16 protein-coding genes are annotated in these 16,201 nt (G+C 71.9%); 5 read left to right on the top strand and 11 right to left on the bottom strand.

Features of this window, described 5'->3' with window-relative positions:
• Window positions 1-96 precede the first annotated feature (96 nt).
• Genes AB0C12_RS18780 through AB0C12_RS18770 form a run of 3 tightly spaced genes read left to right on the top strand, consistent with a single transcriptional unit; the run spans window position 97 to window position 2,979 of the window.
• On the top strand, window positions 97-1,224 hold the full coding sequence (locus AB0C12_RS18780; protein ID WP_360549506.1) for an extracellular solute-binding protein: 1,128 nt from the start codon (window positions 97-99) through the stop codon (window positions 1,222-1,224).
• Window positions 1,221-2,159 carry a sugar ABC transporter permease gene (locus tag AB0C12_RS18775; protein ID WP_360549504.1) on the top strand — a complete coding sequence of 313 codons (939 nt, stop codon included), beginning with the start codon at window positions 1,221-1,223 and terminating at the stop codon, window positions 2,157-2,159. The genes AB0C12_RS18780 and AB0C12_RS18775 overlap by 4 nt, the downstream gene beginning before the upstream one ends.
• The gene (locus AB0C12_RS18770) at window positions 2,149-2,979 is read left to right on the top strand and encodes a carbohydrate ABC transporter permease (RefSeq protein WP_360549502.1); all 831 of its coding nucleotides are present in this window, start codon (window positions 2,149-2,151) and stop codon (window positions 2,977-2,979) included. The genes AB0C12_RS18775 and AB0C12_RS18770 overlap by 11 nt, the downstream gene beginning before the upstream one ends.
• A gap of 3 nt (window positions 2,980-2,982) precedes the next feature.
• Here AB0C12_RS18770 and AB0C12_RS18765 read toward each other — a convergent pair whose 3' ends face one another.
• The 8 genes from AB0C12_RS18765 to AB0C12_RS18730 all read right to left on the bottom strand — a co-directional run bounded on the left by AB0C12_RS18765 (window position 2,983) and on the right by AB0C12_RS18730 (window position 11,638).
• Entirely contained in the window at window positions 2,983-4,500 is a 1,518-nt protein-coding gene (locus AB0C12_RS18765) for a hypothetical protein (RefSeq protein ID WP_360549500.1), read from the bottom strand.
• A gap of 269 nt (window positions 4,501-4,769) precedes the next feature.
• Complete coding sequence (locus tag AB0C12_RS18760; protein ID WP_360549498.1) at window positions 4,770-4,982, bottom strand: hypothetical protein; 213 nt, start codon at window positions 4,980-4,982, stop codon at window positions 4,770-4,772.
• A 166-nt stretch (window positions 4,983-5,148) separates the two neighbouring features.
• Complete coding sequence (locus AB0C12_RS18755; protein WP_360549496.1) at window positions 5,149-6,057, bottom strand: YegS/Rv2252/BmrU family lipid kinase; 909 nt, start codon at window positions 6,055-6,057, stop codon at window positions 5,149-5,151.
• A 488-nt stretch (window positions 6,058-6,545) separates the two neighbouring features.
• Window positions 6,546-7,124: a GAF domain-containing protein gene (locus tag AB0C12_RS18750; RefSeq protein ID WP_360549494.1), complete on the bottom strand. Its 579-nt coding sequence runs from the start codon at window positions 7,122-7,124 to the stop codon at window positions 6,546-6,548.
• Between the two features lie 140 nt (window positions 7,125-7,264).
• Window positions 7,265-8,554, bottom strand: a complete 1,290-nt coding sequence (locus AB0C12_RS18745) for a hemolysin family protein (protein WP_360549492.1) — start codon at window positions 8,552-8,554, stop codon at window positions 7,265-7,267.
• Between the two features lie 92 nt (window positions 8,555-8,646).
• Complete coding sequence (locus AB0C12_RS18740; RefSeq protein ID WP_360549490.1) at window positions 8,647-9,114, bottom strand: GNAT family N-acetyltransferase; 468 nt, start codon at window positions 9,112-9,114, stop codon at window positions 8,647-8,649.
• Entirely contained in the window at window positions 9,114-9,821 is a 708-nt protein-coding gene (gene bioD / locus AB0C12_RS18735; RefSeq protein ID WP_360550523.1) for a dethiobiotin synthase, read from the bottom strand. Before bioD ends, AB0C12_RS18740 begins: the two co-directional genes overlap by 1 nt.
• Before the next feature lie 680 nt (window positions 9,822-10,501).
• Window positions 10,502-11,638: an 8-amino-7-oxononanoate synthase gene (locus tag AB0C12_RS18730; RefSeq protein WP_360550521.1), complete on the bottom strand. Its 1,137-nt coding sequence runs from the start codon at window positions 11,636-11,638 to the stop codon at window positions 10,502-10,504.
• 97 nt (window positions 11,639-11,735) lie between these two features.
• On the opposite strand from AB0C12_RS18730, the gene bioB reads away from it, so the two are divergent.
• The gene (bioB, locus tag AB0C12_RS18725; RefSeq protein ID WP_360549488.1) at window positions 11,736-12,731 is read left to right on the top strand and encodes a biotin synthase BioB; all 996 of its coding nucleotides are present in this window, start codon (window positions 11,736-11,738) and stop codon (window positions 12,729-12,731) included.
• Complete coding sequence (locus AB0C12_RS18720) at window positions 12,728-12,916, top strand: hypothetical protein (RefSeq protein ID WP_360549487.1); 189 nt, start codon at window positions 12,728-12,730, stop codon at window positions 12,914-12,916. The genes bioB and AB0C12_RS18720 overlap by 4 nt, the downstream gene beginning before the upstream one ends.
• Window positions 12,917-12,974: 58 nt before the next feature.
• Here AB0C12_RS18720 and AB0C12_RS18715 read toward each other — a convergent pair whose 3' ends face one another.
• The 3 genes from AB0C12_RS18715 to AB0C12_RS18705 all read right to left on the bottom strand — a co-directional run bounded on the left by AB0C12_RS18715 (window position 12,975) and on the right by AB0C12_RS18705 (window position 16,058).
• Window positions 12,975-14,045: a GNAT family N-acetyltransferase gene (locus AB0C12_RS18715; protein ID WP_360549485.1), complete on the bottom strand. Its 1,071-nt coding sequence runs from the start codon at window positions 14,043-14,045 to the stop codon at window positions 12,975-12,977.
• Between the two features lie 90 nt (window positions 14,046-14,135).
• Window positions 14,136-14,897 (bottom strand): amino acid-binding protein, encoded by a 762-nt coding sequence (locus AB0C12_RS18710; protein ID WP_360549483.1) that lies wholly within the window; start codon window positions 14,895-14,897, stop codon window positions 14,136-14,138.
• Between the two features lie 144 nt (window positions 14,898-15,041).
• Window positions 15,042-16,058, bottom strand: a complete 1,017-nt coding sequence (locus AB0C12_RS18705; RefSeq protein ID WP_360549482.1) for a LacI family DNA-binding transcriptional regulator — start codon at window positions 16,056-16,058, stop codon at window positions 15,042-15,044.
• Window positions 16,059-16,201: the final 143 nt, after the last annotated feature.

Raw genomic sequence — 16,201 nt, 5'->3', positions numbered from 1 at the left:
ATGAAAGCAAGGGCACTCATAGCGGCAACGGTTCTGCTCGGCGGACTCGCGGCGTGTGGCAGCGACTCCACCTCGGACGGTCCGCTCACTCTGCGGATGACCACCTGGTCCGCCAACGAGGCACACGTCAAGCTCTTCACCGAGATCGCCGCGGAGTACAAGACCACCCATCCCGACGTCACCGTGCAGTTCGACGCGCTGCCGTTCGAGAACTACACGACCACGCTGACCACCCAGATCGCCGGCGGCAACGCGCCCGACCTGGCCTGGATCCTGGAGGGGTCGGCGCCCGACTTCGTCTCCTCGGGCGCCCTCGCCCCGCTGGACGGAAAGGTCGAGAAGGAGTCGGATCTGGTCCCGGCGGCCACCAAGCTGTGGCAGGCGGACGGCAAGCTCGCCGCGTACCCGTTCTCGACCTCGCCGTTCGGGGTCTTCGTCAACACCGACCTGGTCAAGGACCTGCCGGCCGGGGACGAGTGGACGTGGGAGAACGCGATGGCGGCCGCCGCCGGTGCGGCGAAGGCCAGCGGTAAGCAGGGGCTCGTGGTCCGCGACTTCGACTACAAGGCCTGGGACAACCTGGCCAGCATCTTCCACGGCTGGGGCGCCGAGGCGTGGAGCGCCGACGGCAGGACCTGCGGTTTCAACCAGCAGCCGATGGTCGACGCGATGACCTTCATCCACAAGGCGATCTTCACCGACAAGGCGATGCCCGGACCCGGCGTCGCCGCCGACTTCTTCGCCGGTGAGTCCGCGATGACGATCACCCAGATCTCCCGGGCCTCCCTGCTCAAGGAGGCGAAGTTCAAGTGGACCCTGGTGCCGCTGCCGGCCGGCCCCAAGGGCGAGTACGCGGTCATCGGCCAGGGCGGGCTCGGCGTGCTGAAGAAGGGCAGGAACGCCGACGCGGCCGCCGACTTCCTGGCCTTCTTCACCAACGAGGCCAACTCGGCCAAGCTCGCCCAGTTCTTCCCGCCGCCGCGCCGCTCGCAACTCACCGCGGCCACCCTGGCCAAGTCCAACCCGCTGCTCAAGCCCGAACAGCTCCAGGAGGTCGTCATCGACGGCATCTCCACCGGCGTGGTCAAGCCCAGCCACCGCGACAGCGCCGAGATCGGCCAGGCCGTCCGCTCCGCTCTGGACCCGCTGTGGAAGGCCGACGCCCAGGTCAAGCCGGTGCTGGACGGGGTCTGCGCGGCGATCCAGCCTCTCCTGGCCAGATGAGCACGCTCACCGCGGTGCGGTCCTCGGCCGAGGAGACCCGGCCGAGGCCCGCCTACTGGACGACCCGGCGGCGTGACCGGCTCACCGGCTACCTGTTCATCGCGCCGCAGCTGCTCGGCACGGTCGTCTTCGTGCTCGTCCCCCTGGTGCTGGTCGGCTGGTACAGCCTGCACGAGTGGAACGTGCTGGCCGACACCTTCGACTTCGTCGGCACGGACAACTACCAGCGGCTGCTCGACGACCCGAAGCTGCCGTCGGTGCTGCGGGCCACGCTGCTCTTCTCGGCCGGCCTGGTGCTGCTCAACCTCGCGCTGGCGTTGCTGCTGGCCGTCCTGCTGAACCAGAAGCTGCGCGGCACCACCGTCTTCCGGGTGCTGTTCTTCTCCCCGGTGGTGGTGTCGCTGGTCGCCTGGACCATCGTGTGGCACTTCATGCTGCAGTCCAACGGCGGCATCAACGGGCTGCTCGACACCATCGGCGTCCAGGGCCCGAACTGGCTGCGTTCCGGCGGCACGGCGATGGCGGCGGTGGTCGTGGTGCAGGTCTTCAAGAACGTCGGCCTCAACATGGTGCTGTTCCTGGCCGCGCTGCAGGGGGTGCCGCGGGACCTCTACGAGGCCGCCCGGGTCGACGGGGCCAGCCGGTGGACGGCGTTTCGGCGGATCACCCTGCCGCTGATCAGCCCGACGATCCTGCTCACCTCGATCATCACGGTGGTCGGATCGTTGCAGGTCTTCGCCCAGATCGCCGTGCTCACCCAGGGGGGGCCGGGCACGTCCACCACGGTGCTCGTCTACTACCTGTACCAGCAGGCGTTCCAGTTCCACACCTTCGGCTACGGCGCGACGCTGTCGGTGCTGCTCTTCCTCATCGTCCTGCTGCTCACCGTCGTGCAGTGGCACCTGCGCAAGAGGTGGGTCTTCCATGAGCAATAGAGCCAAGGTCGCGCTGTACGCCGTTCTGCTGGTGCTCTGCGTCCCGTTCGTGTTCCCGACCTGGTGGATGGTCACCTCGTCGCTGAAGCCGAACGCGGAGATCTTCGCCTTCCCGCCGCGGCTGTGGCCCGCTGACCCGTCGCTCAGGGCGTGGGGCGACGTGTTCACCATGCAGCCGTTCGCGCAGCAGTACTGGAACAGCGCGTACATCGCGGTCGTGGTCACGGTGGGCACGCTGGTGGTCGCCTCGATGGCCGGCTATGCGTTCGCCCGGATCCGCTTCCCCGGTCAGAACGCCCTGTTCCTGGTGGTGCTGACCGGCCTGCTCATCCCGAGCGAGGTGACGATCGTCCCGCTGTTCCGGATGTTCAACGGGCTCGGGATGATCAACACTCACTGGCCGCTGATCCTCGTACCGATCTTCGGTGCGCCGTGCGTGCTGGCGACCTTCATCATGCGGCAGTTCTTCATCACGCTGCCGGCCGAGCTGGAGGAGGCAGCCCGGATGGACGGCCTGGGCCGACCGGCGATCTTCCGCCGCATCGCGCTGCCGCTGGCCAAGCCGGCCCTGGGCGCGGTCGCCATCTTCACCTTCCTGCACAGCTGGAACCTGTACCTGGAGCCCATCGTGTACCTCTCCAGCAAGCAGAAGTTCACCCTGCCGCAGGCGCTGACCCAGTTCACCGACGTCTACCAGGGGCCACTGTGGAACGTGCAGCTGTCGGCGGCCTCGATGACGGCGATCCCGGTGCTGATCGTCTTCGTGATCGCCCAGCGCCAGTTCATCGAGGGACTCGCTCACACCGGTCTCAAGGGCTGAGCCTCAGTCGGCGTACCAGGAACCGGCGGCGGCCCGGACCGTCCAGTCGCCGCCGGGCAGAGGGACGGTCAGGGTCACGTCGTCGGCGGTGACGGCCAGGGCCGGCCGGCCGGTGAGAGTCAGGCCGTCCGGGGTGACGGTCAGGGGAGCGCGGCCCAGCGGTTCGCTCAGCACGATCACGACGATCGTGTCCCGGTCACCGCGCCGGGCGTCCAGGTGGATGACGGTTTCTCCGGCGGCGACATCCACGAATCGCAGCCGGCCGCCGGCGAAGTCCAGCTCGGCCGGCAACCGCGCGGCGGTGCCGACCGTGATCCGGCTCGGGGCCGGTGGTACGGCCGCGCCGGGCAGCTCGGGCACCTCGAGCGGCAGATGCCGGCCGACGATCCGCAGCAGGGCCCGGGCCTGGCTGTCCTCGGTCTCCAGCATCGTGCGGACCCGGCGCGCCGCCCAGCGGGCCCGCAGCGCTGTCGGGGTCGCCCGGAAGAGCTGGGCGTTCAGCCCGCCGCAGAGAGTGGCCGCCGCGGCCAGCTCCCAGCGCCGCAGCAGGCCGGCGTAGCGCATCCGGCGCAACTGCCACATGATCGTGAGCTGCAGGAGGCCCAGCACGTCGGCGCCGCGCGCGGCCAGTTCGGGTAGTTCGGGGGCGTTGTCGCGGACGCCTTCCATCGAGGCCTGAGCTGCCGCCGACTCGGACCAGTGCGGGTCGTCCGGCCACCAGCGGAGAGCCCGGCCCGCGAACCGTAGTGCTGAGCTTTCGATACTGACCTCGTCCGGCGCGGTCACGACGACGGTCGGCTCTTCCAGCAGCGTCACCGGGCCGTGCCCGGCGTGCGGGAACACCGCGGACGTCAGCTCACCGACGTGGAAGTACAGGGCCGGCGGGACCGGGCTGTCCGCGGGATCACGTCGGCTGTCGGTGGACAGCGTGGGCGGGACCGGGCTGTCCGCCGGGGTTCGCCGGGCGTCGGCGGACAGCGTGATCGGTGTCGGGTCGTCGGCGGGATATCGCCGGGTGCCCGCGGTGAGCTTGAGGAAACCGACTATCCGCTGCGGATCGCCGCCGCGCACTTCGATCCGGGCGCCGGCGAGAGTGCCGCCGGTCAGGGCGTAGTCCGCGCGGATCAGCTCGGCGGCCTCGGCGGTCAGCGGCTGCGGCACCGGGATCAGCCTGCCGTCCTGACTCCGTGACGGACGGCTGTCCCGCTCCGGACCGAGCAACGCGACCGGATCGTGCCCGAGACCGGCGAGATGATCGGCCATCCACTGCCGGTGCTCGTCCCCGGCCGCGAAGCCGAGCCGGCGCCACACCGCGCGCGCCGCGGAACGCCGGGTCCACGGGGGAGCGGTCCCCGCGGCCACGGCGGGCAGCAGATGGTTGTCCCACAGGTCGAACTGACCGATGAGGAACTCCCGATCGAGCGTCCGGGGCCGCGCGGCCGCCGCGGCCACGTCGGCGTACGTGCGATCCAGCAGCAAGCCGAGAGCGCCGGCCTCGTCAGCCCGCCCGGTCCACATCATGGGGGCACTCTGCCAGGTCCGGCCGGACCGGACCACAGATCCGCATGCCCGACATGCCCCGGGTTTTCCCCACGCACGGACCTGGCAGGGTGAGGGTGGCGTTCATGAGCCGCCAGGCGATTGGCCACCCTCGCCCGGTCTCGGCGGGAGCGACGGTCGGTGCCATGCAACCAGGCACGACATCGCCTTGATCTTCGCTCTGGCTCGGGGCGCGCGTCGTTGTGGGCCGCGGCGACCACGACGCCGGCCGGCTCTCGGTCGGAGCGGCGTCAATGGCCGGCGTCGTAGGCCGCGGCGGCGAACGTCAGAATCAGGAAGAGTGCGCCGAAGACCAATGGCCTGGTGTGTCCCCAGGCGATCTTGCGCTTGGCCGGCAGGTCGCGCTTCACCGACCGGACGTCACGCCAGGCGGCGTGGGCCCGGCCGATGCGGTAGCCGATGATGATGACGGTGGCGGCGGTCATGACCGTTGCGACGCTCACTGCGGAACTCTGGTGGTAAGGCATTGCCGTCCCCCTGGAGATGCGTAGCGGTGCCCGACGCCAACCAGTGTGGGTCGCGGCACCGCCACAGACCAGGGGATTAATCGGTCTTAAGAGCGATGAATCCGAATTAACGGTACGGAGGGCGACATACGTTTTCTGTCGCTTATCCGATCCGCTGTTCCGGGACGCAGACCTTGACGGCGGCCGGGGCGACCTGCACGCGGATCTTCTTGACCGCTTCCCGGGCGCCACCGTCCAGCTCGTACATCAGCGGCTTCTTCAGCTTGACGTCGATGCGCCGGGCCCGGGTCATGTGCACGAACGGCGAGTCCTCGGAGCGGCCCACGGCCATCCGGCCCATCGTGCGCGCCCACTGCGTCACGCCGCGGGCCGTCGCGACGCCGACGTCCAGCCAGCCGTCGTCCGGCTTAGCGTCGTCGAAGGCCTTGATGCCGCCGGTCACCGTGCTGACGTTGCCGACGAGTACGCAGCTGGCGTCCTCGGCGAACCACGGCGTGCCGTCCACCTTGATCGTCGCCTTCGGGGCCTCGCCGTTGAGGTGGCGCAGGCCGGTGTAGACGTACGAGAGCTTGCCCAGCCGGTCCTTCAGCTTGCCGTCGGCGTCCTGGATCATGGCGCCGTCGAAGCCGATGCCGGCCATCACCGCGAAGTGCTCGCCGTTGAGCACGCCCAGGTCCAGTTTGTGCCGCCGGCCGTGGAACGCGATCCGGACCGCCTCGGCCAGGTCGTGAGGCACACCGAGATTGGTGGCCAGCAGGTTCGCCGTGCCGGCCGGGATGATGCCGACCGGGACCTTGGCGCCGCCCTTGGTACGGGCGACGGTGTCCAGGCTGCGCTGCACCATGCCGTCCCCGCCCCACACCAGCAGCAGGTCCGGTTTCTGGGCGAGGGCCTGGCGAACCTGCTTGGGTGCCTTGCGGCTCTTGGGCACCTCGTGCCAGTCGAGCTCGTCGACACCCTCGTCGGTGATGAGCCGGCGCAGCTCGTCGAGCCCGCCGCCGAGAGTCTTGCGCCGATGGGCGACCACGGCGACTTTCCGGGGATTCCGCATGGCACCGGCGTTTACCCGATGCCACACATTCCTACGCCCATGGCGGTGGGCGCGGCTCCTTACCGGTCCTCAGCTCCCGCGGATCATCTGGATCACGTGGTGGACGATGGCCACCACCGATGCCAGGACTGATCCGATGGCGGAGAGCAGACGAAGAACGGACCCGGGCCGGGTCCGCTTCGTCGCGATCATTGTGCGGGTGACGCCTCGGCGATGGGGCGTCAGGCGTTGCGCCTCGCGGCGCGCGAGCCGGTGCTCGACGCTGCGGGGCCGGGGTCGATTCCGTCGTGCCATCGGGCCGCTCCCTCCCGAACGAACGGCACGACGTTGCCCTTTTTGGCTACGTCTGGCCGCTATATCACCAGGATGAGGCATGGCGGGCGACAGCACAAGACATATGGATGGTAGCTAATTCGCAACCTGCTACCTGGCACCTCAAGAGGGAGGGGCGGCCGTGGTGACCGCCCCTGCTCCCACGCTGCGAATCCTCAGTGCACGCTCTCGCGCATACGCTGCTCAGAGGCTGCGCTGCGGATCACCATCAGCCGCAGCTCCAGCTCGTCCGACACCATCGCCGCCAGGTGCTCCAAGGCGGTGAGCTGCCGCTTCGTCGCCTCACGGGGGCGGTTGTCGATCACGTTGACGGTGCCCAGCCGGTAGCCGTCGTGGGTGCGGATCGGGGCTGCGGCGTAGAAGCGCAGGCCCAGCTCGCCGCGGACCAGCGGGTGCTCCAGCGTGCGCGGGTCGACCGCGGCATTGTTGATCACGTAGACGTCGTCCTGGGCGATGACCGAGGCGCACAGCCCCGGCTCCTTGCCGACCTCGCGGACGCCGGTCAGGCCCTGGCAGGCGGCCAGCCAGACCCGGTCCTGCTCCACCAGGGACACCGTCGCGATGGGAGCGTCGAAGATGGCGCCGGCCACGAAGGCGATCCGGTCGTACGCGTCCTCGACCGGCTGGTCGACCAGCCGGTAGCGGCGCACCGCCTCGAGCCGGCGCTGCTCCTCGGGGTCGACGCTGTCCAGGTATTCATAGGCGTTGCCCGATACGGGGCTGCTGTTCGTCATGGGACCCACCTCACGCAATGATCGCTCGCGGTCACTGAGAGCCTAGTGAAAGCAGGCAGGTCATTCGCAATGGGCGCAGCCGCCAAAATGGCCGCGATGATCGCGGCGAGCGCGAATGTCGCACAAATTGTCAGGCGCGGTCAGTCCTCGTCGTCCTCTTCGGTGCGGGGCAGCGCGCGCAGCCGGACCCGGGTGATCGCCCGGCCGGTCACCTCGACCACCTCGGCGGTGAACTGCGGCAGGGTCACCACCTCGCCCGGCTCGGTCGGGATGTGCCCGAGCACCGCGAGCACCATGCCGGCGACGGTCGTGTAGTCACCCTCGTCGTTGCCCGAGTCGTCGAAGCCGATGTCGGGCAGGTCGTGGATCGGGAACGAGCCGGGCATCAGCAGCGCGCCGTCCGCCTCCTTGACCACCGACTGCACGTCCCGGTCGGTCTCGTCGTAGATCTCCCCGACGATCTCCTCGACCAGGTCCTCCATGGTGATGATGCCGTCGATGGCGCCGCGCTCGTCGACCACGAGGGCGATCTGCTGACGCTCCGACCGCATCTGGCGCAGCGCGTCGGACACCCGCAGCGTCTCCGGCAGGAACAGCCCCGGCCGGGCCACCGCGTCGACCGGCCCCTGCGCGCCCACCAGGTCCCGCAGGTGCACAACGCCGAAGACGTCGTCCAGCCCGGCCGGCCCGACCACCGGCGCGCGGGAGTGCCCGCCGGCGATGAGCTGGCTCAACGCCTCCGGGGCGGCCAGCCCGGTCGCGAGGGTCAGCACGTCGCGGCGCGGCACCAGGATCTCCCGCAGGATCCGGTCGGCGATCTCGAACGCACCGCTGATGATGGTCCGCTGCTCGATCGAGAAGTCCTGCTGCGCCGCGACCATGTCGCGGATCTCCTCGGTGCTGACCTCCTCGCGCTGCGCCGACGGGTCACCGCCGGCCAGCCGGACCAGCAGATTCGTCGCGACGCTGAGCAGCCAGACGGCAGGCCGGGAGATGGTCGACAGGATGTCCAGCGGGCGCGCCACCAGCAACGCCCAGCCCTCGGTGCGCTGCATGGCGATCCGCTTCGGCGCCAGCTCACCGATCACCAGCGTGACGAAGGTCAGCACGATGGTGACGATCACGATGGCGGCCGGCTCGGCGGCCGAACCGAGGAAACCCAGCGGTTCGACGAGCGGCCGGGACAACGAGACCGCGGCCGCCGCCGAGGCCAGGAAGCCGGCCAGCGTGATACCGATCTGAATGGTGGCCAGGAACCTGTTGGGATCCCGGGTCAGCCGGCCCAGCACCCGCCCGCGCCGGGAAGCTCGTTCCAGCTTGTGCACCTGGCTGTCACGCAACGACACCAGCGCCATCTCGCTGCCGGAGAAGGCCGCGTTGACCAGCACCAGCACCAGCACGAGCAAGACCTGCCCGCCTATGCCATCCACGACAGTTTCAGCCCCTCAGGCGTTCGGATCACGAGCCCCACAGGCTATAGACACTCGGTTACCGCCGCGCGGCGGCAGGCTGGAAAACCAGTTCAAACCCGCTTTTCCAGGTACGTGATCCCGACCGGCGCCGCCCCCGGCCCCCAGCCGGACTCGACGTACCCGAGGCCGCGGTACAGCCGCAGATTGGCCTCGCTGGTGGCGCCGGTGAACAGCTCGAAGCGGTCGACCCGGCCGGCCAGCGCCGCCTCGACGGCAGTGGTCAGACGCCGTCCGAGCCCCTGCCCCTGCAGGTCGGGAGCCACCGCGAGGCGGCCGATGTGCCCGGTGCGGTCGGCCACCCGGGCGCGTACCGAGCCGACCAGCCGGTGCCCCAGCCGGGCCACGAGCACCACCGTGTCCGGGTCGGCGAGCACGGCCCGGACCTCGTCCAGGGTCTCGGTCAGCGGCGGCAGCGTGAACGAATTGTTCAGCGCACCCTCGGCCAGGAAAGCGGCCCGCTGCACGGTGAGCATCTCACCGGCGTCGGCCGGATCGGCCGCCGCGATGGTGATCTCCATCAGCTGACCTCGTCGGCCCAGACACGCCAGTCGTCCAGCACGCCGAACAACGCGGGCGTCAACCAGCCCGGAGCGGACCGCTGGAAGACACCCGGCTCCATCCCGCCGGCGCCGTCCGGCAACGCGCCGACCAGGTGCGGAACCAGCTCGGTCAGGTTGGCCCAGTGCACGAGTTCCGGTTCCGCGGGCCAGGCACCCAGCACCACCTTGGCCGGCACCCCCCGGCGATCCAGCGCCTCCAACGTCAGCGCGGTGTGGTTGAGCGTGCCCAGCCCGGCCCGGGACACCACAATCGTCCGGCCACCGAGCGTGGTGGCGAGATCGGCGACGGTCCAGGCCTCACCCGAAGGCCGGACGCCCATCGGCACCAGCAGGCCGCCGGCGCCCTCGACGAGCACCAGATCGTGCTTGTCCGCCTCGGCCCGGATCGCGTCCACGACCTCGTAGAGCTCCAGCGGCTCCATCCCGGCGACCTTCGCGGCAGCGAGCGGGGCCAGCGGCTCGGGATAGGACGCCAGGGTGCGCGCGGTGTGCGGATGCGCGAGACGGGTGATCAGGTCGATGTCGGTGGGGCCGCCGCCGGCGGTGCCGGTCTGGCCCGGCTTGACCACGGCCACGCGCAGACCGGCGGCCTGGGCGGCGGCCGCGATGGCCGAGGTGACGATGGTCTTGCCGACGTCGGTGTCCGTGCCGGTGACCAGGACGATGCCGCGCCACTCGCCGGCCTCGGCGGGGCGGGCGGCGGAGCGGGTGGCCGCATCGGGCCCGGGCGCTGGCTCGGCCGTGATGGTGGCCTGGATGGTCTCGGGGGAGAGGTCGGCGTCGCCGGGGGAGGCGGGGCCTACACCGGGCGAGACCGGCACCGGCATCGCGGGGTCGTCCGGGCTGTCCGGCCGGGGGCTGCCCGGCTGGTGGCCCGGTCGGGGGTTGCCCGGCTGATGGCCCGGGCCGGGGTCGCCCGGCTGGTGGCCCGGTCGGGGGCTGCCCGGCTCGTGGCCCGGTCGGGGGTCGCCCGGCTGGTGGCCCGGTCGGGGACCGCCGGGTGGAACGTGGCCTGGGCCCGGCTCGTCCGGGCGGCCCGGCGCGGGCACCGTCGGGGAGATCGGCGCGGGCACCGTCGGGGAGACCGGCGCGGGCACCGTCGGGGAGACCGGCGCGGGCACCGCGGGGGAGACCGGGGCTGGGACCGCGGGGGAGATCGGCGCGGGCACCGCGGGGGAGACCGGGGCTGGGACCGCGGGGGAGATCGGCGCGGGCACCGCGGGGGAGACCGGGACCGCGGGGGAGACCGGGATCGGGACCGCGGGGGAGACCGGGGCCGGCACCGCCGGGGAGACCAGGCGGGGGTCTTCCTCCGGGGAGCGGGGCGGGGCGGTCTGTTCCCACGTCACGGTGCGCACTCCACGATCACGTCCAGGGCTCGGGCGAAGTCCGCCGCCGTGACTCCGGCGTTCAGGGTCAGGCGCAGCCGGGACGAGCCGTCCGGCGTCGACGGCGGTCGGAAGCAGCCCACCGCGATGCCCCGGTCGGCGCAGTCGGCCGCCCAGGCCACCGCCGCCTCCGGGCCTGGCGCGGGCACCGACAGCACCCCGGCCGCCGGCCGCGACACCTCGAACCCGGCCGCACCGAGCCGGCGCGCGGTCAGCTCACCCCGCGCGGCGAGCAGAGCCCGGAGGTCGTCCGCGGCCCGGGCCACCCGCAGTGCCGCGTGCACACCAGCCACCACGGCCGGCGGCGGCGCCGTGTCGTAGATGAATGTGCGACCCGTGTCGATGAGGTGCCGGATCAGCGCGGCCGGGCCGGCGACCACGCCACCCGCGCCGCCCAGGGACTTCGACAGGGTCGCCGTCACGACGACGTCGGGCCGGCCGGCCAGGCCCGCCGCCGCGACACCGCCCGCACCCTCGGCGCCGAGCACACCCACCGCGTGGGCGTCGTCGACCAGCAGCAGCGCCTCGCGGGCGGAGGTCACCGCGTGCAGCTCGGCCAGCGGCGCGAGGTCGCCGTCCACGGAGAAGACCGACTCGGTGACGAACACAGCGGGCCGGCCGGGGTGGGCGTCGAGGATCGCCGCGAGGGCGGCCGGGTCGGCGTGCGGGGCGACGACCACCTCGGCGCCCGAGCTCTTGCAGCCGTCGATCAGCGACGCGTGGTTGTAGCGGTCCGAGACGAGCAGGGTCTCCGGGCCGGCCAGGGCTCGGACGGCCCCCAGGTTGGCCAGGTAGCCCGAGGAGTAGACCAGCGCCTGCTCCGCGCCGAGCCAGTCGGCCAGGTCGGCCTCCAGGGCGGCGTGGGCCCGGGTCGAGCCGCGGACCAGCCGCGAACCGGTGGCGCCCAGGCCGTACTCCCGCAGGGCCCGGACCGACGCCGCGATCACCTCGGGGTGCACGGCCAGGCCGAGGTAGTCGTTGCCGGCCAGGTCGACGACCCGGTCGTCGGCCGGTCGCGGCCGCAAGGTCCTGGTCAGCCCGGCCTTGGCCCGCGTGCGGGCCTGGCGCTCGAGCGCCTCCTGCCAGCCCGCCAAAGCACCCTCACCCTCATCGCCGGAACCCCGTCCGCCGGGCAAACTATCACCCGGCTCCGACATCCAGGCCGGGCGGAACGCCTTGTAGGGTACGGGCATGCCAGAGATCCTCGACCGGGCCCGGGCCCGGGTTCTTGCCGATGGTGCCGGGCTCGACGAGGCGGGGATCCTCGAGGTGCTGCGGCTGCCCGACGAGGATCTGCCGGAGCTGCTCCAGGTGGCGCACGACGTCCGGATGAAGTGGTGCGGCCCGGAGGTCGAGGTCGAGGGCATCGTGTCGCTCAAGACCGGCGGCTGCCCCGAGGACTGCCATTTCTGCTCGCAGTCCGGCCTGTTCACCTCGCCGGTGCGCGCGGTCTGGCTCGACATCCCCTCGCTGGTCGAGGCGGCCAAGCAGACCGCGGCGACCGGAGCGACGGAGTTCTGCATCGTGGCCGCCGTGCGCGGGCCCGACCAGCGGCTCATGGCGCAGATGCGCGAGGGCGTCAAAGCGATCAAGGAAGCCGTCGACATCCAGGTCGCGGCCAGCCTGGGCATGCTCACCCAGGAGCAGGTCGACGAGCTCGTCGAGATGGGTGTGCACCGCTACAACCACAATCTCGAGACCTGCCGGTCCTACTTCTCGAACGTGGTGACCACCCACTCGTGGGAGGAGCGCTGGGGCACGCTCAAGATGGTGCGCGACTCCGGCATGGAGGTCTGCTGCGGTGGCATCCTCGGCCTGGGCGAGTCCGTCGAGCAGCGGGCCGAGTTCGCCGCGCAGCTCGCCGAGCTGGACCCGCACGAGGTCCCGCTGAATTTCCTCAACCCGCGCCCGGGCACCCCGCTGGGCGACCGCCCGGTGGTGGAGGGCAAGGACGCGCTGCGCGCGATCGCCGCCTTCCGGCTGGCGATGCCCCGAACCATCCTGCGGTACGCGGGCGGCCGCGAGATCACCCTGGGCGACCTCGGCACCCGCGACGGCCTGCTCGGCGGCATCAACGCGGTGATCGTCGGCAACTATCTGACGACGCTGGGCCGCCCGGCCACCTCCGACCTGGAGCTGCTGCAGGAGCTGAAGATGCCGGTCAAGGCGCTCTCGGCGACGCTGTGACGGTCCTGGTGTATTGCGACCGGTGCGGTCAGCCGGCCGCGGAGGGTGATCACTCGGCGTGCGCGGCGGCCCGGGAGCTGGAACCGCCCCGGTTCTGCCCGGACTGCCGGCGCCGGATGAAGGTGCAGGTCGTGCCGACCGGCTGGACGGCGACCTGCGTCGAGCACGGGGTACGCCACTCCTAGGACGACCCTTCGGCGACGACGGACCTCGTGGGAGGCCCGCCGTCGCCGCTCTCACCCGTCACCCGGAGGTGGCAGGAGTCTCGTCGCTCGCCGACTGGTGACCCGCGACCGGCAGGGTCAGGGTCAGCAGCGCACCGTCACGGTCGCCGCCGTCCGCGACGCCGAAGCGGCGCAAGGTGCGGAGCATCGCGACGTTGTCGGCACCGGTGTGCGCCACCAGGGCCGAGAAGCTCATCCGGGCCGCCCAGGCGGTCAGCCGGCGCAGCAGCACCGTGCCGATGCCCCGGCGCTGCCAGGCGTCCTGGACCAGCAGAGCCACCTCGCCGAGGTCGCCCTCGGCGAGCAGGTTGGCCATCGCGACGACCCGTTCCTCGCCACTGGCCGGGTCGACGTGCAGGGCGAGCAGCGTCAGACCGTTCGCCGGCTCGAGCATCCGGCGCAGGCGGGCCTCCGAGGGCATCTGGCCGCCACCGAGATAGCGGCGCCGGCGCGACAGCATGGAGCTGTGGGCGTGCATCCGCCGTACGCCTTCGACGTCATCGCCGGTCGCGGCGCGGATCAGCAGCTCGGCGCCGTCCGGCAGCAGCAGCGTGGTCTGGTCGGTGGTCCGGCGCACCAGGGCGCCGCTGACCTCGACCAGCGCCTGGGCCCGGGCGTACTCGGCCGGGGTGAAGGCCGGCGCCGGCCGCAGCACCTCGTAGCTGCCGCCGGCCGGGTCGATGAGCGTCATCCGCTCCTCGTCGAAGCCGTGCAGCACCACCGTGCCCTCGGGCCGCCAGCGCACCTCGGCCGCGTCGAGCAGGGTGACCAGGGCCTCGCCGAGTGAGTCCGGGTCGTGCACCAGCCGGCCGGCCAGCGCGAGGGCCCGGGTCGGCTGGTCGGCCAGTCCCTGGGCCTCGGCCCGCGTGACGAAGGCGTCGCGGCCCCGGCCCCGGGCGATCGCGGCCTGCAGCTCCTGCTCCGACATGGTGTCGGGCGCGTCGACCAGGAAGTCGTCGACCGCGCCGCCCTCGGTGGTGTGCACCTGGACGGCGAGAATGTTGACGGACCGCAGCGCGAGGCTGGCGGTCAGCACGGAGAGGTAGCCCGGCTTGTCCTCGACGGTTGCCCTGATGCGCCACAGCGCCATGCTCGGCACTCCCTCTCCCGGATCGACTCCCTGAACCGAACCCAAGCGTGCCTCGCCGGTGTTACCCGCGCATTGCTTCGGCCGGAACGGCTATGAGGGGTCAGTCACAGCCGTGGCGACCGACGGCACACCGGCCCGGTCGAGGCGGTCGCCGAGGATCACGGCGGCCGCGCGGACCAGCTGCGCGATCCGGTCGACCTCGGTGATGTGGAAGGCGGCGGCGGGCAGATCGTCGTCGTCGGTCCGGGCGATCACCAGGACCAGGCCCGCGCGGCCGAACGGGGCCACCGCGTACCGGGTGCCGTCGGAGCCGGTCATCGGGCGGGCGCGCAGCGGGGTCACCTCGGGCAGGAGCAGCGGGGACGGGGCGCGCCAGCTCGCGTACGTCACCGCGGGCCCGCTGCCGGTCGGCAGGCGCAGGGACGGCTCGTCGACCGGGACGGCCCGGGGCGCGGCGGTGCGCGCGGCCCAGTCGGCCGGCACGATCGCGGCGGCGGCCCAGTCGGCGGCCAGCAGCCCGGGTACGGCGTCGACCAGCGTGGCCAGCCCGTCCGCCGGATTGGCCGCGACCTGGGCCAGCAGCTCGGCGTCGTGACCGCCGGAGACCGGTGCGCCGATCGCCCGCCAGACGCCGTCGACCTGCACACCGGGGATGGCGGCGAGGCCGGCGAGGAGTCGTTCGACGCGGGAGGCACCCGGCCAGACGACGGTGAAGTCGTCCACGGCCCGCCCGCCGAGTCGCTCCAGCACGACGACCTGGACGATGTCGGCCCCGGCGACGCCGAGCGTGCGCGCGACCTGACCGAGGGCTCCCGGGCGGTCCGGCAGGGTGACCCGTACCCGCAGCAACATGCAACTCCTCCCGTCTGGAGAACGGCACGGCAGTACCGTCCCAAGCGCCCAGATTGCCCAACCGGCGTTTCACACCCGTTGCGGCGCCATGTCCCGGCCGTCAAGGGACAGAGATATGCCCGGCACACTTCACGGTAGGACGGGTCAGGCGGACGCGCGACGGACCAGATGGGTGTCGAGCAGAACATGGGAAATCTCGACCGGCTCCCGGCGGATCCGGCACACCAGCAGCTCGGCCATGCGCCGGCCCATCTCCTCGACGGGCTGGTGGACCGTGGTCAGCGGGGGCTCGCACTGGCGGGCCACCGGTGCGTCCTCGAAGCCGATGACCGCGACATCCTGCGGCACGCGCAGGCCCGCTTCCCGCAGGGCGCGCAACGCCCCGCTGGCCATCAGGTCGGAGGCGACGAAGACGGCGTCGAGGTCCGGCTCCCTGTCGAGCAGGGCCCGCATCGCCTTGGCCCCGCCGGCCTCGCTGAAGTCGCCGTACGCCACCAGCTCCGGACCGCTCACCGCCGCGCGGTAGCCGGCCAGCCGGGCCCGGCCGACCTCCATGTCCTGCGGCCCGGCGATCGTGGAAACCCGCCGGGCGCCGTTGCCGATCAGGTATTCGACAGCTTTGCGGGCGCCCGCGGAATTGTCGACGTCGACCAGGAAGTCACTCTCGGCGGCGCGCGCGGAGCGGCCACCGAACACGAACGGCATGCCGCGCTCGCGCAGCACGGCCGGCAGCGGGTCGTCGTCGTGCAGGGAGAGCAGCAGGACGCCGTCGACGTGCTGGCCGGTCAGGTGGTGCTCGACCCGCTCGCGCTGCTCGGGGGACGCGGCCATCGCCAGCCACAGCTGCAGCGGCGTCTCGAGCAGGGCCGCATTGATGCCGCGCAGCACACCGGCGAAGAACGGCTCGCCGAAGACGCGCTCCTGCGACTCGGAGACGACCAGCGCCACCGAGTCCGTCCGCTGGGTCACCAGGGAGCGCGCCGCCCGGTTGGGGACGTAGCCCAGCTCCTGGATGGCGGCCTCGACGGCGGCCTTGGCCTGCGCGCTGACCTGCGACGACCCGTTCAGGACGCGCGATGCGGTGCCGCGGCCGACGCCGGCGCGCGCCGCGACGGCGTCGAGCGTCGGTCGCCCCGGTGCACGGACGGGTTGCCTGGTCATCCGGGCATTATCGCCCTCAGGACCGCCGATGTCTCGCCCGTACGCTGTCAGATTTGACCTTGCCGGGTTCCGGGCTGCCCGCGCGACGCCGGGCGCCTAGGGTTCAGGGATGATCTGTCACGCTTGCCGCGAGCGCCGTCACG

Origin of the sequence: Actinoplanes sp. NPDC048967, assembly GCF_040649415.1 — a bacterium.
In the GTDB taxonomy this organism is placed as follows: Bacteria; Actinomycetota; Actinomycetes; order Mycobacteriales; family Micromonosporaceae; genus Actinoplanes.
This window is presented reverse-complemented; position numbering and strand designations above follow the sequence as displayed.